Source organism: Micromonospora sp. ATLC20 (assembly GCF_057196585.1).
The window spans coordinates 1-19,083 of record NZ_JBXUOV010000111.1 but is presented as its reverse complement, the minus strand read 5'-3'; the positions used below and the strand labels follow the sequence as shown (position 1 = coordinate 19,083).

The following is a 19,083-nucleotide window of genomic DNA, read 5'->3' as shown; positions in this document are numbered from 1 at the left end:
CCGCAGGCGCGCGGTCCGGCGACGACGGCCCGCCGGTCGCGCTGCTTGCGGGTGGGGCGGCCGCCGGTCTGCTCGTGGTCGCCGGAATCGTGCTGCTGATCGCGCGCCGGGCGCGCGCTCACCGCACGGACCACTGACGACCGGACCTCGCACGGCGGGGTCGGGCCACGGGCAGGCGGGCCGCTACCGCCTCAGCGGGCGGGCGGCGGGCCCACGCTGCGGCGCGGCACCAGCGTCGGCGCGATCGTCTGCCGCAGCGGCCCGACGGTCTGCGACTCGATCTGCGCCAGGAGCAGGTCCAGGCTCGCCGCGGCGACAGCGCCGAAGTCCGGCCGGACGGTGGTCAGCGGCGGGATGAAGTACGCCGCCTCGGGCACGTCGTCGAACCCGACCACGCTGATGTCGTCGGGGACGCGGCGGCCGTGCTCGTGCAGCGCCCGCAGCACGCCCAGCGCCAGGTGGTCGTTGGCGGTGAAGACGGCGGTGACCTCCGGCATCCGGGCCAGCATCTGCCCGCACCGGTAGCCCGCCGCAGCCGACCAGTCGGCATGGACCAGCGGCGGGATCTCGGCGCCGGCCTGCCGCAGCGCCTCGCGCCACCCCTCGATCCGGCCGGCGCTGTCGAACCAGTCCGACGGCCCGGACACGTGCCACACCGTGCGGTGCCCAGCGGCCAGGAGGTGCTCGGTGGCGGCCCGGGCGCCGGCGACCTGGTCGACTGTGACCAGCGGGATCGGCCGCCGCGGGTCGCCGTCGACAGTCACCAGCGGCACGTCCTGGGGCAGCCGTTCCAGCGCCTCCCCGGCGGACTCGACCGGTGCGATCACCACGATGCCGGCGACCCGGTGCGCCAGGTGCCGTTCCACGGCGGCCGAGATGGAGCGGTGGTCGAGGTCGCGGACGCTGCCGACGCTCACCGCGAAGCCGGCCTCGGCGGCGGTCTGCTCCAGCGCCGCGAGCAGCGACGCCGGGCCGTAGAGCGTGGTGTTCTGCGCGACCACACCGATCACCTGGGACCGGCCGGTCACCAGCGCGCGGGCGGCGCGGTTGGGCCGGTAGCCGAGTTCGGTGATGGCGGCCTGCACCCGCAACCGGGTCTGCTCACGCACGTTGGGATGCCCGTTGAGAACCCGGGAGACCGTCTGGTGCGATACCCCGGCGAGGCGGGCCACGTCCGTCATCGCAGGACCGCGCACGGCCACCTCACTTTCGCCACTGCCCGCGGCCACACCCGGTCGATCTCGACCGGACCGTCCCGGGTGGCGACAGTCTACGCCAGCGGTCCCATCGGTATCGGCACCGTCGATCGCCCGTTCCGGCCGTGGCGCGCCGATATCGGGTAATCGACAGGCGGCTCATTCCCTGCCGTTACGCAGTGGCACGAACAGGCAGCTCGGAGCGGGTGGAATTGCGCCCGGGGTGCGGCATTTCCGGCGATTGCCAGAGCCGCACCCCGGGTTGTCGAAGATGTGTCAACGGCCGCGAATAGTGACCGTTGTCACGGTGTCGTCAGCGAGAACTGCCGCACCGTCACCGCGCCGCCGAGGGATTGGGTGGCGTAGTTGAAGAAGCCGAACCGGTAGCCCATGAAGAACTGCCACGCGTTGTTGAGCGTCAGCGCGTTACCGAGCGACACGAAGTTCACCCCGTCGGTGCTGTAGGAGAACCGCGCCTGCCGCCCCGAGCCGGGCCGGATGTCGGCGTTGGCCCGCAGCCAGATCCGACCGCCGGACACCGCCGCGCCGGCGATCTCCGTACCGGTGCTCGTGGTGTTCCAGTTCGAGCCCATGGTCAGGCCGTTCGTCATCACCACGCGGGTCGCGCCGTTGTCCCGCCGTACGCCGATCCAGGCCGAGCTGTCCCGCAGCATCGCCAGGCCGGCCCGGTCACCGTCGCGCATGGTCGAGTAGTCCAGCTCGATCGTGCCGGTCGAGGTCGGCCCCTGGATGCGGTGGGTGAGCGTGTTGCGGGCCCGGTACAGGTCGTTCGTGACGGTGGCGGTCTGCAACCGCAGGCCGTTGTTCACCGACCACCTGCTGTTGTCCGGGTTGTGGTTCCACTCGTACTGCGGGCCGAGCGTGGTGCCGGAGAACGTGTCGGTGCCGGTGAGCGGCTTGACCGGGCGGGTCGGCAACGGGTTGGGGTAGCTCGCGCCCCAGGCGCCGTTGACGGTCTGCACCTGCGGCCAGCCGTCGGAGGTCCAGGTGATCGGCGCCAGCGTCGGCATCCGGCCGCCCGGGTACGCGTCGGTGAACGCCATGTAGTACCAGGCGCCGGTCTGCGTCTGCACCAGCCCGCCCTGGTGCGGCACGCCGCCGCCGGAGATCGGGCCGGGCAGGTTGAGCAGCACCTGCCGCTGCTCGTACGGGCCGAACGGGCCGTTCGTGGACTTCAGCACGTACTGGCCGTTGGCCGGCCGGGTCAGCCAGATGTAGTACGCGCCGTTGCGCTTGTAGAAGCGCGCGCCCTCCAGCGTGCCGATGCTCGACGGCGTCTGGTAGACCTGCTGGGCCCGGACCTGGCTGCGCCCGTCGGCGGAGAGCTGGGCCACGCTGATCGTGCCGTTGCCGTACGCGACGTACATGGTGTCGTTGTCGTCGATCAGCATGCCGGCGTCGTAGTAGCAGTTGGGGATGGTGGTCAGGCGGTTCCACGCGCCGTCCACGGCGGTGGCGGTGTAGATGTGGGTCTGCGCGAAGTCGATGCACCCGGCCCAGTAGAACGTGCGGTTGCTCGGCCGGTAGTTCAGCGTCGACGCCCAGATGCCGTCCACGTACGCCTGCTCGCCGGCGCTCAGGTCGTACTTGGTGCCGAACTCCAGCCGCGGCACCGAGTGGCCGGCGAACTCCCAGTTCACCAGGTCCCAGGAGCGCAGCACCGGCGCGCCCGGCGAGTAGTGCATGGTGGAGGCGGACATGTAGTAGACGTCGCCGACCCGGATGATGTCGACGTCGGCGAAGTCCTGCCAGACGGCCGGGTTGGTGAAGCTGCCGCCCGGGTTGCCGGGGTTGTCGCCGACGCGGACGAGCTGCCACTGCTGGTTCGCGCCGTTCCAGTCGTCGTACTGCACGATGTTGCCGCCGTCCGCGGTGGAGGCGTTCTGCACCTCCATCACCTTGTTCGAGTTCCGGTTGATCAGCCGGACGTACCCGCCGTCGGAGTCGGCCAGCCGGAACTGCTGGTTGGTGCCGCCGTGGTCGGTCCACTGGACCACCGCCGCGCCGTTGGCGGTGGACGCGCCGGTCACGTCCAGCACCTTGCCGGAGTGCCGGGACCGCAGCCGGTAGTAGCCACCGCCGGAGTCCACGAACTGCCACTGCTGCCAGGCACCGTCGTTGCGCGTCCACTGGGTGATCCGCGCCCCGTCGTTCGTCGCCTGGTTGTACAGGTCCAGCGCCTTGCCGCTGTTGCGGTTCACCAGCACGTAGTACGCGCTGGTGTCCACGGTGGCCGCGGAGACGGGCGCGGGCACGGCGCCCACCACCACGCCGCCGACAAGCAACGCCACCGCCCCGGCCAGCAGCCGGGACAGGCGTCCACGTCCACGGGACAGTCGAGCCGTCACCATGATCCTCCTTCGTCGACCGGAGCCCGGGCACGGCGGCACGCGCCGACGACGTCGGCGTTATCGCTAACAGCGATGCCTACCCAGGCGGGAGTCGGATCCCTGGCAACTGCGGCGCAGATCGCGCCCGGAACGGCCCGCGAGCGGTGCCGGTGACCCTATCCATCGACTGTGAGCGATAACATGCCGTACGTCAAGGCGTAACACGGGGCACCGCCGCGCGGGCCGGCACGGCCGGCCGGCGAGGGCTCAGAAGCCCCGGGCGAGCCGGTAGTACGCCTGGTTCCAGCGCAGCTCGTCGGCGAAGCGGTGCGGACGCGTCTCGGCGTCGATGACCACCAGCTCGGTGCGGGCCATCTCGGCCAGGTCGCGCAGTTCCTCCACGCCGACGGCCTGGGACAGCACGGTGTGGTGCGGCGCGCCCGCGGTGATCCACGCCTCCGCCGAGCCGGCCAGGTCGGGCTGCGGACGCCAGACCGCGCGCGCCACCGGCAGCCGGCGCAGCGGATGCGGCGGCGGCACCACGTCCACCGCGTTCGCGACCAGCCGGAACCGCTCCCCCATGTCCGCCATGCCCAGCACGACCGCCGGACCGGGCGCGGCGTCGAAGACCAGGCGTACCGGGTCCTCCCGGCCGCCGATGCTCAGCGGGTGCACCTCCGCGCTCGGCACGTCGGCGGCGATGCTCGGGCACACCTCCAGCATGTGCGCGCCGAGGATCAGCTCCTGGCCGAACGTCAGGTCGTAGGTGTAGTCCTCCATGAACGAGGTGCCGCCCGGCACGCCGACGGCCATCGCCTTGAGCGTGTGCACCAGCACCGACGTCTTCCAGTCCCCCTCGCCACCGAAGCCGTAGCCCTCGGCCATCAGGCGCTGCACCGCGATCCCGGGGAGCTGGCGCAGCCCGCCGAGGTCCTCGAAGTTCGTGGTGAACGCCCGGAACCCGCCGGCGTCGAGGAACGCGCGCAGGCCCAGCTCCTGGCGCGCCGCGTACCGCAGCGAGTCGTGCCGGTCCCCGCCCGGCCGCAGCTCGGCGGCGACGCGGTAGGTGTCGTCGTACTCCTTGACCAGGTCGTCGACCTGCGCGTCGGGCACCTGGTCGACGGCGGCGACCAGGTCGTTGACGCCGTAGGTGTTCACCGAGACGCCGAAGCGCAGCTCCGCCTCGACCTTGTCCCCCTCGGTGACCGCGACGTCGCGCATGTTGTCGCCGAAGCGGGCCAGCCGCAGCGTCCGCACCGCGGACCAGCCGATCGCGGCGCGGGCCCAGGCCGCGACCCGCCCGACGACCCGGGGGTCGGTGACGTGCCCGGCGACGGTCTTGCGCGCCACCCCGAGCCGGGTCTGGATGAACCCGAACTCCCGGTCGCCGTGCGCGGCCTGGTTGAGGTTCATGAAGTCCATGTCGATGTCGTCCCACGGCAGCGCCACGTTGGCCTGCGTGTGCAGGTGCAGCAGCGGCGTGCGCAGCGCGTCCAGCCCGGAGATCCACATCTTGGCCGGGGAGAACGTGTGCATCCAGGCGATCACCCCGACCGCGCCCTGCGCGGCCGCGTCCCGGCAGGCGGCGAGGATGTCCGCGCTGGAGGTGAGGACCGGCTTCCAGACCACGCGTACGGGGATGTCCGGCGACTCGTCCAGGCGCGCGGCGATCTGCCGGGACTGCTCGGCGACCTGCCGCAGGGTGTCCTCGCCGTAGAGGCCCTGGCTGCCGGTGAGGAACCAGACCTCGGGCTGGGGGTGAGTTGCCATGTTGTTGCCTTCCGCGCTAGGAACCGTCACTTGAACCGGATGCCGATGAGGCGCTGGAGGAGGATGAACGCGAACAGCAGGCCGCCGATCACGATCTTGGTCCACCAGGAGTTGAGGCTGCCGTCGAACGTGATCAGCGTCTGGATCACGCCCAGCACCAGCACGCCGAGCACGGTGCCGAAGACGTATCCGGAGCCGCCGGTGAGCACGGTGCCGCCGATCACCACGGCGGCGATCACGTCCAGCTCCATCCCGACGGCGATCAGCGGCGCGCCGGACAGCGTGTAGAACGACAGCAGGATGCCGCCGATCGCCGAGCAGAGCCCGCTGATCGTGTAGACGGCGATCCGGGTCCGCGCCACCGGCAGGCCCATCAGCAGCGCCGACTGCGCGTTGCCGCCGACCGCGTACACGTTGCGGCCGAACCGGGTGTACGCCAGCACGTACGCCGCGATCAGCACCACCGCGAACGCGATCAGCACGCTGATCGACACGAAGTTGCCGGCCGGGTCGCCGATGCGCTGCTGCGACATCGAGGTCCAGAAACCGTCGGTGATGGAGATCGAGGCGTCGCTGATGAACGTGCACATGCCCCGGGCGAAGAACATCCCGGCGAGTGTCACGATGAACGGCTGGATCTCGAAGAAATGGATCGCGCAACCCATCAGGAAACCCAGCGTCGGGCCGATCAGCAGCGCGATCACCAGCACCAGGGCCGCGGGCAGGCCGTCGCGCAGCAGCGCCGCCGACACCATCGCGGTCATCGCCACCACCGATCCGACGGACAGGTCGATGCCGCCGGTGAGGATCACGAACGTCATGCCGACCGCGACGACGAGCAGGAAGCCGTTGTCGATGAAGACGTTGAAGACGACCTGGACGTTGGAGAAGGCGCGGTACTGGGACACGCCGATGCCGTACATGACCAGCAGCAGGGCGAGCGTGGCCAGCACCGGTACGTGCCGCCGGGGCAGGCTGGGCCGCCACGACCGGCCGGTGGTCAAGGACGTGCTGCTCATGCCGGCACCTGCTCCTTCTCCCGCTGCGGTGCCGCCGGGCCGGGTTCGGCCCCGCGCCGTCGCCGGCGCAGCCGGGCCCGGAACGCCGGGGCCTGCACGAGGCAGACGGCGATGACGACGACGGCCTTGAACAGCAGCGACGTCTGCGGCGAGATGTTCATCGCGTACACGGTGGTGGTCAGGGTCTGGATGATCAGCGCGCCGAGCACGGTGCCGCCGAGGGAGAACCGGCCGCCGGCCAGCGACGTGCCGCCGATGACGACGGCCAGGATCGCGTCGAGTTCGATCCACAGGCCGGCGGCGTTGCCGTCGGCGCTGGACACGTTCGCGGTGACCATGAAACCGGCGAGCGCGGCACAGGCGGCGCTGATCACGTAGACGAGGAAGACGATGCGCCGCGACCGGATGCCGGCGAGCCGGCTGGCCTCGGCGTTGCCGCCGACCGACTCGACGATCAGCCCGAGCGCGGTGCGGCGGGTGAACGCGGCCACGAGCAGCGCGGCGGCGAGCGCGATCAGGATGGCCAGCGGCAGCGTCAGGAAGTGCCCGAGCCCGATCGCCCGGTACGGACCGGAGTTGATGGTGATGATCTGGCCCTCGGTGACCAGCTGGGCGATGCCCCGCCCGGCCACCATGAGGATCAGCGTGGCGATGATCGGCTGGATGCCGATGACCGCCACGAGTATCCCGTTCCAGGCACCGAGCACCAGCGCGGCACCGAAGGCCAGTGCGAGCGCGGTGGCCACCGTGGCCGGGCTGCTCTGGTCGGCCGCCCCGCTGATGTGCAGGCAGGCGATCGCGCCGCTGATCGCGCAGAGCGAGCCGACCGACAGGTCGATGCCGCCGGTGGCGATGACGAGCGTCATCCCGAGCGCGACCAGGATCAGCGGCGCGCTCAGCCGGAGGATGTCGATCGGCGTGCCGTACAGGTGGCCGTTCTTGACCTCGACGGCGAGGAAGCCGGGACGGTAGACGGTGTTCGCGGCGATCATGACCACGAGCACGAGTGCCGGCCAGAACAGTCGGTGGCCGGTCAGCGGGCGGAGGCGGTCGGCGACGGCGGTCATGGGGTCACCTCCTCCCGGGGCGTTCCACTGGCGATGGTGCGCATGACGCGGTCGGCGTCGAGCGTGTCGTCGTTGTCGAGCTGGGCGACCATCTCCCGGTCGCGCATCACCGCGACCCGGTGGCTCAGGCGCAGCACCTCCTCCAGCTCGGCGGAGATGAACAGCACCGCCATGCCGCCGTCGGAGAGCTGCACCACCAGCTTCTGGATCTCGGCCTTGGCGCCGACGTCGATGCCGCGGGTCGGCTCGTCCAGGATCAGCAGGCGCGGCTCGGTGATCAGCCAGCGGGCCAGCAGCACCTTCTGCTGGTTGCCGCCGGAGAGGTTGCGCACCGGCAGCTCCGGGTTGGCGGGACGGATGCTCAGCGCCTCGACGTACCTGCGGACCAGCTCGTCCTGGCGGCGGCGCGGGATCGGACGCAGCCAGCCGCGCGCGGCCTGCATCGCCAGGATCATGTTCTCCCGGACGGTGAGTTCCGGGACGATGCCCTCGGCCCGGCGGTTCTCCGAGCAGAACCCGACGCCCTGGCCGATGGCCTGGATCGGGTTGCGGACCGGCGCCCGGCCGCCGTCGAGCCGGACCTGGCCGTGGTCGGCCCGGTCCGCGCCGAAGATCAGCCGCGCCACCTCGGTCCGGCCGGAGCCGAGCAGGCCGGCCAGGCCGACCACCTCGCCGGCGTGGATGCGCAGGCTGAACGGGGCGACCGCGCCGCGCCGGCCGAGTTCGGTGGCGTCCACGAGCGGGGCCGCACCGCCCGCGTCGAGGGTGGCGCGCTTCTGCTGCTCGTCGAGCCGCTCCAGCACGTCCAGCTCCTGCCCGATCATCTTCTCGACCAGGCTGAACTGCGGCAGCTCCTCGGTGCGGTACTCCCCCACGAGCCGGCCGTTGCGCAACACCGTGATCCGGTCGGCGATGCCGTAGACCTGGTCGAGGAAGTGGGTGACGAACAGGATCGCGATCCCCTCGTCGCGCAGTTGCCGCATGATCCGGAACAGCTGCGCGACCTCGCCGGCGTCCAGGCTGGACGTCGGTTCGTCCAGGATCAGTACCCGGGCCCGCACGTCGATCGCCCGGGCGATGGCGACCATCTGCTGCACCGCGAGCGAGTACGAGCCGAGCGGCGCGCCGACGTCGAGGTCGAGGTCGAGCCGGGCCAGCAGGTCGCGGGCCCGGCGGCGCATCTCGCCCCAGCGCACCGCGCCGAACCTGCGGGGTTCCCGGCCGATGAAGACGTTCTCCGCCACCGACAGGTTGGTGCAGAGGTTGATCTCCTGGTACACGGTGCTGACACCGGCCGCGGCGGCCTGCATCGGACCGGTGAACGAGACCTGCTCGCCGTCGAGCGTGACGACGCCCGCGTCGGTCCCGTAGACGCCGGTCAACACCTTGATCAGGGTGGACTTGCCGGCGCCGTTCTCGCCCATCAGGGCGTGGACCTCGCCCGGGAACAGCCGGAAGTCGACGTCGTGCAGCGCGCGGACCCCGGGGAAGGTCTTGCTGATGCCGGTCATGGTCAGGACCGGACGGTTACCCGTCATCCCATCGGACCTCTTCTTCGACGGTGGTGGTACGGGGGCCGCCGTCGGTTGCGACGGCGGCCCCCGGGTGACTCAGTACTTGCGGTTGGGCAGTGCCTCCTTGGCCTGCTCCTGGGTGAACGTGGTCTCCTCGGTCTCGATCCGGGCGGGCACCTCCTCGCCGGCCTTGACCTTCTTGACCAGGTCCATCAGCTGCGGGCCGAGCAGCGGGCTGCACTCGGCGATGAAGTTGAACTTGCCGTCCGCGAGGGCCTGCATGCCGTCCTTCACCGCGTCGACGGTGATGATGGTGATGTCCTTGCCGGGCGTCTTGCCGGCCGCGGTGATCGCCTCGAGCGCGCCCAGGCCCATGTCGTCGTTGTGCGCGAAGAGCACATCGATCTTCGGGTTGGCCTTGAGGAACTGCTCCATCACCTGCTTGCCGCCGGCGCGGGTGAAGTCACCGGTCTGCGAGGCGACGATCTTCAGGTTGGGGTTGGCGGCGATCGCCTCGGCGAAGCCCTTCTTCCGGTCGTTTGCCGGCGCCGAGCCGGTCGTGCCCTGCAGCTCGACGATGTTGACCGGGCCGGACGCGGACTTCTTCTGCTCCACCAGCCACTCGCCGGCGAGGCGGCCCTCCTTGACGAAGTCCGAGCCGAGGAACGTCTTGTAGAGCGACTTGTCGGCCGAGTCGACGGCGCGGTCGGTCAGGATCACCGGGATCTTGGCGTCCTTGGCCTCCTTGAGCACGGTGTCCCAGCCGGACTCCACCACCGGCGAGAAGGCGATCACGTCGACCTTCTGCTGGATGAAGTTCCGGATCGCCTTGATCTGGTTCTCCTGCTTCTGCTGGGCGTCGTCGAACTTCAGCTCGATGCCCGCCTCGGCCGCCGCCTCCTTGATCGAGGTGGTGTTGGCGGTGCGCCAGCCACTCTCGGCGCCCACCTGGGAGAAGCCCAGGACGATCTTGTCGTTGCCGTCGCCGGAACCGCCGCCGGTGTCGCTGTTGCCGCACGCGGCCATGCTGGCGGCGAGCAGCACGCCGGCGAACGCCGCGATGACCGTGCGTGCCGTGCTCCTGCTTCTCATCGATTCTCCTCCGGGGGTTGGATGTTCCGGGCGCACGTCCGGCGGGGAGCCGGAGCGGCCCGGGTGTGGTGGTGGGGGGTGCGCGGCGCGGTCCGGGGTCAGTGCGCCGACGGGCGTTGGCCGTACACGTTCTGGTAGCGGTCGTAGAGCGAGTCGATGTCGGCCGGCGCGATCGGCACCGGCTGGCCGAGCGCCCGGGCCAGGTGTGCGGTGCGGGCCACGTCCTCGCACATCACCGCGGCCTTGACCGCCGCCCGGGCGTCACGGCCGATGGTGAAGACGCCGTGGTTGCGCATGAGCACCGCGGGTGAGCGGTGCCCGGACAGCGTGCTGACGATGCCCTTGCCGATGTCGTCGCCGCCGATCAGCGCGAACGGCCCGATCGGGATCTCCCCGCCGAACTCGTCGGCCTGCGCGGTCAGCCAGCACGGGATCGCCTCGCCGCGGGCCGCCCAGGCGGTGGCGTACCCGCTGTGCGTGTGCACGACGCCGCCGACCTCGGGCATCGCGCGGTAGACGTAGGCGTGCGCGGCGGTGTCGCTGGACGGGGCGCCGTCGCCGTCGACGACGGTGCCGTTGAGGTCGCAGACCACCATGGCCGCCGCGGTCAGGTCGTCGTAGTCGACGCCGCTGGGCTTGATGACCATCAGATCCTGACCGGGTACGCGGGCTGACACGTTGCCGGCGGTCCAGGCCACCAGGTCGTAGCGGGTCAGTTCGCGGTGCAGGCGCGCCACCGTCTCGCGCAGCGCGTCGACCTGGCTGTTCATCCGACCACCTCCAGGGTCGCGGCGGCGCGGTCCGCGGCGGCGTCGACCGCCGCGTTACGGATCGCCCGCAGGCGGAGCATGACGTCGTTCGCGCCGCGGCCGAAGTGGTCGTGCAACGCGCGGTACTCGGCGTACAGGGCGTCGTAGGCCCGGACGTTCTCCGGTACGGGCCGGTAGACGGCCTCGTCGATGCGCCCCATCGCGGCGGACGCCTCGTGGATCGTCGGGTACGCCCCGGCGGCGACAGCCGCATGGATGGCCGAGCCGAGCGCCGGGCCCTGGGCGGAACCGATGATGCTCAGCGGCCGGTCGGTGACGTCGGCGTAGATCTGCATGAGCAGCCGGTTGGAGGTGAGCCCACCGGCCACCACCAGGTCGTCGACAGGCACACCGGCCTGCGCGAACGCCTCGACGATCATCCGGGTGCCGTACGCCGTGGACTCCAGCAGCGCGCGGTAGACGTCCGGCGGCCGGGTGGCGAGCGTCAGCCCGACGATCATCCCGCTCAGGTCGTGGTTGACCAGCAGGGACCGGTTGCCGTTCCACCAGTCCAGCGCCACCAGGCCGTGCGCGCCGACCGGCTGGGCGGCGGCGGCCTCGGTGAGCCGCTCGTGCGAGTCGAACCCGGCCGGGGCGGCGTGGCGGACGAACCAGCCGAAGATGTCCCCCACGCCGCTCTGCCCGGCCTCGAAGCCCCAGGCGCCGGGGCTGATGCCGCCGTCGACCACGCCGCACATGCCCGGCACCTCGGCCGGGTGGGTGCCGTTGAGGACGTGGCAGGTGGAGGTGCCCATGATGGCGACCAGCCGGCCGGGCCGCAGCGCCTGGGCCGACGCGGCGGTGACGTGGGCGTCGACGTTGCCGGCCGCGACCGCGATGCCCTCGGGCAGTCCGGTCCAGGCCGCGGCGCGGGCGCTGAGCGTGCCGGCCCGCGCGCCCAGCGGCAGCAGCGGACCGTCCAGCTTGGTCACGAAGTCGGCGAAGCCGGGGTCGAGCGCGGACAGGTAGTCCGCCGACGGGTAGCGGCCGTCCTGCCGGATGCCCTTGTAGCCCGCGGTGCAGACGTTGCGCGTCTCGGCGCCGCAGAGCTGCCACACGATCCAGTCGGCGGCCTCGATGAAGCGCTCGGCCCGGCGGTAGACCTCCGGGTCCTCCTCCAGGATCTGCAGGCCCTTGGCGAACTGCCACTCGGCGGAGATCTTGCCGCCGTAGCGGCCGAGCCACGGCTCGCCGCGTTCGGCCGCCAGCGCGTTGATCCGGTCGGCGTGCGGCTGCGCGGCGTGGTGCTTCCAGAGCTTCACCCAGGCGTGCGGCCGGTCGCGCAGTTGCGGGATTTCGCACAGCGGTGTGCCGTCGGCGAGCGTCGGGAGCACGGTGCACGCGGTGAAGTCGATGCCGATGCCCACCACCCGGGACGGGTCCACGCCGGATTCGGCGAGCGCGGCCGGCACCGCGTGGCGCAGCACGTCGCGGTAGTCGTCCGGGTCCTGGAGGGCCCAGTCCGGGGGCAGCGCCGGGCCGCCGTCGGGTAGCGCGGTCTCGATGACCCCGCGCCGGTACTCGTGCACCGCCGTACCGAGTTCGGCACCGTCCCGGACGCGGACCACGAGCGCCCGCCCGGACAGCGTGCCGAAATCGACACCGATCACGTACCGGTCGGACGCGTCCACTTCGCTCATTTGCACCTCCGCCGTGTCACGGAGTTAGTGTTAGCGCTCACATATACATCCGTCAAGACACCTCCGGGCAACAGCTACGTAACGAGGAACCACCCTCGCCGGACCACCGCGGCCGGGCGGCACGGACCGGCGGGGCCGCGCCCGGAGGAGATCCACACGGACGCGTGCCCGGTCCGGCCGCCGGGCCCCGGCGAGCGCCTTGTTAGCGACAACAATCGATGCCTTAGTGGATCGTCGGACCGCCGCGATCGGCGCTGCGGACTCCGAGCCGCGGCGAGGGCCTCCCGAGGTCGCACAGCGCCCCTCAGCGGCACTTTTCCCGGCCCCGGCACCCGCGCAAACGGTCGCCGACACGGGCCGCACGGACCTCGTCGCTATTTACAGGGTTTGATGTCAGCGATAACATTCTCGCCATCCCTGCTTCGTGGCGCCGCCGTCCGGGAAACCCCGGCGCCGCAGCCGGGCGGCGACGCGGACGGCGACCCCGTCGACCGCCGGACCCCACCACCCACGAGCGCCCGCCGGTGACCGGCCGGCCCCTCTCCACTGCCGTGCCGCGTACGTCCCCGCGCACCCCGGGCGACGCCACGCGACCGGCGGGCCGCTCCCAACCGGACGCCGGCACGGCCGGCGCCCGGCGACCGAGGAGGATCAGTGCGCAGATGGACCCGACGGACGCTCGCCGTCCTGGGCGTCGCGGCGGTGGCGCTCGCCGCGACAGTCACCGACCAGGCTGTGGCCCCGCGTCCCGCCCGGGCGCTGGACAACGGCGTCGCCCGTACCCCGCCGATGGGGTGGAACACCTGGAACACCTTCGGCTGCAACATCAACGAGACCCTCATCCGCCAGACCGCCGACGCGATGGTCAGCAACGGCCTGCGCGACCTCGGCTACAAATACGTCGTCGTGGACGACTGCTGGTTCGACCCGAACCGGGACGCGCAGGGCAACCTCCAGGCGCACCCGCAGCGGTTCCCCAGCGGGATGAAGTCCCTCGGTGACTACCTGCACGCCCGGGGCCTGCTGTTCGGCATCTACCAGGTGCCGCTGGACAAGACCTGCGCCCAGGTCGGCGGCGCGTTCCCCGGCGCCACCGGCAGCCTCAACCACGAGTACCAGGACGCGCGGCAGTTCGCCGCCTGGGGCGTGGACTACCTCAAGTACGACTGGTGCTCCGGCACCGGCACCATCAACGACCAGGTGGCGCGGTTCGGCATCATGCGCGACGCGCTGGCCTCCACCGGACGGCCGATCGTCTACAGCATCAACCCCAACAGCTACCACGCCAAGACCGGGCCGCAGCGCAACTGGAGCGACGTGGCGAACCTCTGGCGGACCACAGAGGACATCACCAACGCGTGGAACACCGGCCAGACGAACGGCTACCCGATGGGCATCCAGAACATCGTCGACGTCACGGTGCCGCTGGCCGGTTACGCCGCGCCGGGCGGGTTCAACGACCCGGACATGCTCGAGGTCGGCCGAGGGGGCATGAACGACACCGAGATGCGCAGCCACTTCGCGCTCTGGGCGGTCCTGGCCGCGCCGCTGATGATGGGCAACGACGTACGGTCGGCGAACGCCGCCACGCTGGCGATCCTGCGCAACGCGAACCTGGTCGCGATCAACCAGGACGCGCTCGGCCGCCAGGCGGCCCAGGTCTCCTTCGACGGCACCCGGCGGGTGCTGGCCAAGCCGCTGGCAAACGGCGACGTGGCGGTCGCCCTGTTCAACCAGGGCGGCTCGACCACCACCGTCTCCACCACGGCGGCGGCGGTGGGCAAGAGCGGCAGCTCGTTCACGCTGCGCGACGCGTGGACCGACGCCACCTCCACCAGCACCGGCACGATCTCCGCCAGCGTGCCCGCGCACGGCACCGTGGTCTACCGGGTCAGCGGGGGCGGCACCACCACCCCGCCGCCGGTCCCGACCACGTTCCGGCTGCGCAGCGAGTCGTCCGGCCGGTGCCTCGACGTGGACAACGCCGGCACCGCCAACGGCACCGGGACGCTGATCTGGGACTGCCACAACAACGCAAACCAGCAGTTCACCGCCAGCGGGCAGGCGTTGCAGGTGCTCGGCAAGTGCCTGGACGTGCCGACGAGCGCGACGGCCGGCACCCGGGTGCAGATCTGGGACTGCAACGGCGGCACCAACCAGCAGTGGACCGTCAACGGCAACGGCACGGTGAGCAACGGGCGCTTCCCGTCGCTGTGCCTGGACGTCGACAACGCGGGCACCGCCAACGGCACCCGGGTGATCGTCTGGACCTGCCACGGCAACGCCAACCAACGGTGGAGCCGGGCGTGAGCGGCTACGGCCGGTGAACGGCGGTCGGCCGGACGAAGGGGCGAGCGTCCGGCCGGCCGTCACCGGGCGCCGGCCGCCCGGCGCTTGTTCCAGATGTCGAACGCCACTGCGACGAGCAGCACCAGGCCCTTGACCACCGACTGGACGGACTGGTCGACGCCCATGAGCTGCATCCCGTTGCTCATCACCGCCATGATCAGGCCACCCACCATGGCGCCGACCACGGTGCCGACGCCGCCGGTGACGGCCGCGCCGCCGATGAACGCCGCCGCGATCGCGTCCAGCTCGAACATGTTGCCCGCCGCCGGCTGGGCCCCGTTCGAGCGGGACGAGTAGATGACACCCGCCACGGCGGACAGGAAGCCCATGTTGACGAAGATCCAGAAGTTGACCCGCTTCACCCGTACGCCGGACAGCATCGCCGCGGGCAGGTTGCCGCCGATGGCGTACACCTGGCGGCCGAACACCGTGCGGCGGGTGAGCAGGCCGTAGACGAGCACGAGCACGGCGAGCACGATCAGCACGATCGGCAGGCCCCGGGCGTGGGCGAGCTGCCAGGCGAACCACATGACCACGGCGCCGACCACCACGATCCGCAGGACGAACAGCGGGAACGACTCCACGGGCTGCTCGTGGCGCACCCGGGCGACCCGGGTCCGGAACACGCTCACCGCGTACCCGACCACGGCGAACGCGCCGATGAACAGTGTGAAGGCGTCGTAGCCCTGGCCGCCCAGCAGGCCGTTGAGGAAGCCGGCCGCGACCCGCTGGTACTCCTCCGGGAACGGCGAGAGCGAGATGTTGTCCAGCACGCGCAGCGTCAGGCCGCGGAACAGCAGCATGCCGGCCAGGGTGACGATGAAGGCCGGGATGCCGGCGTACGCGACCCAGAGCCCGTGCCACGCGCCGACCGCGACGCCCACCGCGAGCGCGGCCAGGACGCCGGCCCACCAGGGCATGCCTTCGCGGATGACCAGCACCGCCGAGACCGCTCCGGTGAGCGCCACCACCGATCCCACGGACAGGTCGATGTGGCCGCCGATGATCACGATGACCATGCCGATCGCGAGCACCAGGATGTAGGAGTACTGCAGGACGATGTTCGTCAGGTTGCCGGGGCTCAGCGAGACGCCGTCGGTGAGGACGGCGAACAACGCGACGATCACCACCAGGGCGATGTAGATGCCGCTCTGCCGCAGGTTGCCCAGGATCAGCGCGCGCGGGTCGCTGGTGCCGGTGTGCAGGGTCGCCGCCGCGCCGGTGTCCGGCGTGGCGACCTTCGTGGCGGGAGGAGGCTTCGTGCTGGTCATCGGACGAGATCCCTGTCCTTGGTCATGAGTTCCATCAGGTTCTCCTGGGTGGCCTCGGCCACCGGCGTCTCCCCGGTGATCCGGCCGGCCGCCAGGGTGTAGATGCGGTCGCACATGCCGAGCAGCTCGGGCAGTTCGGAGGAGATGAGCACGACGGCCTTGCCGTCGGCCACCAGCCGGTTGACGATCGTGTAGATCTCGAACTTCGCGCCCACGTCGATGCCCCGGGTCGGCTCGTCGAGGATCAGCACGTCCGGGTCGGTGAACAGCCACTTCGCCAGCACGACCTTCTGCTGGTTGCCGCCGGAGAGCTTGCCCACCACCGACATCACCGTCGGCGCCTTGATGTTCATGTCGCGCCGGCCCCGCTCGGCGACCTGGATCTCGCGGTTGCCGTCGATCCAGCCACGCCGGGCCAGCTTGTCGAGCGCGGCGGCCGAGACGTTGCCGCGGACGTCGTCGATGAGGTTGAGGCCGTAGTGCTTGCGGTCCTCGGTGGCGTACGCGATGCCGTTGGCGATGGCCTCGGCGACAGTGCGCGCCCGTACCTCACGGCCCCTGACGAACAGCCGGCCCCTGATGTCCCGGCCGTACGCCCGGCCGAACACGCTCATCGCCAGCTCGGTGCGCCCGGCGCCCATCAGGCCGGCGATGCCGACGACCTCACCGGCGCGCACGTGCAGCGACGCCCGGTCGACGACCAGGCGGTCCTGGGTCGGGTGGCGCACCGACCAGTCCTCGATCCGCAGCACCTCGTCGCCGGGCGTCACACTGCGGGTCGGGTAGAAGGCGGCCAGGTCGCGCCCGACCATGCCGCGGATGATCCGGTCCTGGGTGACGGCGCCGTCGGACATGTCCAGCGTCTCGACGGTACGGCCGTCGCGGATGACAGTGGTCGAGTCGGCGACGGCGGTGATCTCGCCTAGCTTGTGCGAGATCATGATGCAGGTGATGCCCTGGTCGCGCAGCCGGCGCATCAGGTCCAGCAGGTGCGCCGAGTCGACGTCGTTGAGTGCCGCCGTGGGCTCGTCGAGGATCAGCAGCCGCACCTTCTTGGACAGCGCCTTGGCGATCTCCACGAGCTGCTGCTTGCCGACGCCGAGCTGGATGACCGGGGTGACCGGGTTCTCGTGCAGCCCGACCGACCGCAGCAGCGCCGCGGCCTCCGCATTGGTCCGATGCCAGTCGATCAGCCCGCCGCGGCCGCGGCGCTCGTTGCCGAGGAAGATGTTCTCGGCGATCGACAGGTAGGGCACCAGGGCGAGTTCCTGGTGGATGATCACGATGCCGCGGGCCTCGCTGTCCTGGATCCCCCGGAACCCGACCGGCTCGCCGTCGAAGACGATCTGGCCGTCGTAGCTGCCCGCCGGGTAGACCCCGGACAGCACCTTCATCAGGGTGGACTTGCCGGCGCCGTTCTCACCGCAGATCGCGTGGATCTCGCCACGCCGTACGGCGAGCGAGACGTCCTGGAGCGCGGCCACGCCCGGGAAGGTCTTCGTGATGCCCCGCATCTCGAGGATGTGATCGCTCATGGGTATCCGTCCTGCTCGTGGTCGAGGTGTCCGGAGCGGACGGGCCCGGTGGCGCGGTGGCCGCCGGGCCCGTCGCCGCGCGGGTCAGCCGGCCCGTCCGGCGGCGACCTCCTGCTCGGTCAGGTAGCCGGAGTCGATCAGGACGGACTTGATGTCCTCCTTGTAGACGGTCTGCACCGGCAGCAGGAACGCGGGCACGACCTTGACGCCGTTGTTGTACGCCTTGGTCTCGTTGGCCTTCGGCTCCTCCTTGCGCAGGAACGCCTCGGCGGCGATGACCGCCTGCTCGGCCAGCAGCCGGGTGTCCTTGAACACCGTCGAGCTCTGCACGCCGTCGTTGATCAGCTTGACCGAGGCGACCTCGGCGTCCTGGCCGGTCACCACCGGCATCTTCTTGGCGCCGCCGCGGTAGCCGGCGTTCTGCAGCGCGGTGATGATGCCGCGGGACAGGCCGTCGAACGGCGACAGCACGCCGTCGACCTTGCTGCCGTCGTTGTAGCTGGAGGTGAGCAGGTCCTCCATCCGCTTCTGCGCGGTCTCCTGCTGCCAGCGCAGGATGGCGGCCTGCTCGATCTTGGTCTGCCCCGACTTGACCTTCAGCGTGCCGGCGTCGAAGTACGGCTTGAGCGTGTCCATCGCGCCGTTGAAGAAGAAGCCGGCGTTGTTGTCGTCCAGCGAGCCGGCGAACAGCTCCACGTTGAACGGGCCGGTCGCGGTGCCCTTGGCGCCGTCCTTGGTGAGCAGGCCGAGGCCGACCAGGAGCGCGTTGGCCTGCGCCACGCCGACCTTGTAGTTGTCGAAGCTGACGTAGAAGCTCACGTTCGGGCTGTTGCGGATGAGCCGGTCGTAGGAGATGACCGGGATCTTCGCGGCCGCGGCGGCCTGGAGCTGGCCGCTGAGCGCGGTGCCGTCGATCGGGGCGATGACCAGCACGTCCGCGCCCTGCGTGATCATCTGGTCGATCTGCTGCGACTGGGTCGGGATGTCGTCCCCGGCGTACTGCAGGTCGACCTTGTAGCCCTTGGCCTGGAGCTTCTCCTTCACCGAGTTGCCGTCGGCGATCCATCGTTCCGAGGTCTGCGTCGGCATCGAGACGCCGATCGTCAGGTCGCCGGGCTTGGCCGAGCTGGTGTCTCCGCCGCCTCCCGCGCCCTCGCCGCTGCAGGCGGCCAGGCTGATCGCGAGCGCGGCGCCGCTGACTGCGGCCAGGATTCGTCTGCGCACGAGCGTCCTCTCCCCTCCGTGGGCCCCTGTGACACAGGTAACCGTCAGGGCGAGTGTTAACGCTCACAAGTTGCCCCGTCAACCAATCGCGCGAAATGCGCATGTCTCTTTCTTGTAACAGAGACGGCGCTCCAGGTAGGACGCGACCGGACGTCGCGGGGGGGGGCCCAGCGGCCCCGCCCCCCCCCCCGGGGCGGCCGGGGCGGGGGCGGTGGGGGGGTATGGCGCTAAGCGGGCCGTTGCCCG

The 19,083-nt window shown here is 71.0% G+C and carries 13 protein-coding genes; 1 reads left to right on the top strand and 12 read right to left on the bottom strand.

The annotated features are described in order from the left end of the window. Window positions 1–191: 191 nt before the first annotated feature. The 9 genes from AC2CHG_RS21205 to araB form a co-directional block, all read right to left on the bottom strand. A complete protein-coding gene (locus AC2CHG_RS21205) occupies window positions 192–1,181 on the bottom strand; it encodes a LacI family DNA-binding transcriptional regulator (RefSeq protein WP_209310301.1) in 990 nt (329 codons plus the stop codon). Window positions 1,182–1,498: 317 nt separating this feature from the next. Beyond that, window positions 1,499–3,568 carry an RICIN domain-containing protein gene (locus tag AC2CHG_RS21200; protein ID WP_484525412.1) on the bottom strand — a complete coding sequence of 690 codons (2,070 nt, stop codon included), beginning with the start codon at window positions 3,566–3,568 and terminating at the stop codon, window positions 1,499–1,501. 246 nt (window positions 3,569–3,814) lie between these two features. After that, entirely contained in the window at window positions 3,815–5,317 is a 1,503-nt protein-coding gene (gene araA, locus AC2CHG_RS21195; RefSeq protein WP_262011897.1) for an L-arabinose isomerase, read from the bottom strand. A 26-nt stretch (window positions 5,318–5,343) separates the two neighbouring features. Continuing rightward, window positions 5,344–6,336, bottom strand: coding sequence for a galactofuranose ABC transporter, permease protein YjfF (yjfF, locus tag AC2CHG_RS21190; RefSeq protein ID WP_013286824.1), 993 nt, complete (start codon window positions 6,334–6,336; stop codon window positions 5,344–5,346). Continuing rightward, a complete protein-coding gene (locus AC2CHG_RS21185) occupies window positions 6,333–7,403 on the bottom strand; it encodes an ABC transporter permease (RefSeq protein WP_262011898.1) in 1,071 nt (356 codons plus the stop codon). The genes yjfF and AC2CHG_RS21185 overlap by 4 nt, the downstream gene beginning before the upstream one ends. Further along, the gene (locus AC2CHG_RS21180; RefSeq protein WP_484525411.1) at window positions 7,400–8,941 is read right to left on the bottom strand and encodes a sugar ABC transporter ATP-binding protein; all 1,542 of its coding nucleotides are present in this window, start codon (window positions 8,939–8,941) and stop codon (window positions 7,400–7,402) included. Before AC2CHG_RS21180 ends, AC2CHG_RS21185 begins: the two co-directional genes overlap by 4 nt. A 72-nt stretch (window positions 8,942–9,013) precedes the next feature. Beyond that, a complete protein-coding gene (locus AC2CHG_RS21175) occupies window positions 9,014–10,009 on the bottom strand; it encodes an ABC transporter substrate-binding protein (protein WP_262011900.1) in 996 nt (331 codons plus the stop codon). Window positions 10,010–10,107: 98 nt separating this feature from the next. After that, on the bottom strand, window positions 10,108–10,779 hold the full coding sequence (locus tag AC2CHG_RS21170; RefSeq protein ID WP_262011901.1) for an L-ribulose-5-phosphate 4-epimerase: 672 nt from the start codon (window positions 10,777–10,779) through the stop codon (window positions 10,108–10,110). After that, on the bottom strand, window positions 10,776–12,458 hold the full coding sequence (gene araB, locus AC2CHG_RS21165) for a ribulokinase (protein WP_262011902.1): 1,683 nt from the start codon (window positions 12,456–12,458) through the stop codon (window positions 10,776–10,778). Before araB ends, AC2CHG_RS21170 begins: the two co-directional genes overlap by 4 nt. Before the next feature lie 654 nt (window positions 12,459–13,112). Here araB and AC2CHG_RS21160 point away from each other — a divergent pair. Beyond that, entirely contained in the window at window positions 13,113–14,768 is a 1,656-nt protein-coding gene (locus tag AC2CHG_RS21160; RefSeq protein ID WP_262011903.1) for a glycoside hydrolase family 27 protein, read from the top strand. 59 nt (window positions 14,769–14,827) lie between these two features. On the opposite strand, the gene mmsB is transcribed toward AC2CHG_RS21160, so the two are convergent. The 3 genes from mmsB to chvE all read right to left on the bottom strand — a co-directional run bounded on the left by mmsB (window position 14,828) and on the right by chvE (window position 18,837). Beyond that, window positions 14,828–16,078: a multiple monosaccharide ABC transporter permease gene (gene mmsB, locus AC2CHG_RS21155; RefSeq protein ID WP_135240600.1), complete on the bottom strand. Its 1,251-nt coding sequence runs from the start codon at window positions 16,076–16,078 to the stop codon at window positions 14,828–14,830. Further along, on the bottom strand, window positions 16,075–17,613 hold the full coding sequence (gene mmsA, locus AC2CHG_RS21150; protein WP_262011905.1) for a multiple monosaccharide ABC transporter ATP-binding protein: 1,539 nt from the start codon (window positions 17,611–17,613) through the stop codon (window positions 16,075–16,077). Before mmsA ends, mmsB begins: the two co-directional genes overlap by 4 nt. Before the next feature lie 84 nt (window positions 17,614–17,697). Next, window positions 17,698–18,837, bottom strand: coding sequence for a multiple monosaccharide ABC transporter substrate-binding protein (gene chvE, locus AC2CHG_RS21145; RefSeq protein ID WP_366619530.1), 1,140 nt, complete (start codon window positions 18,835–18,837; stop codon window positions 17,698–17,700). Window positions 18,838–19,083 lie beyond the last annotated feature (246 nt).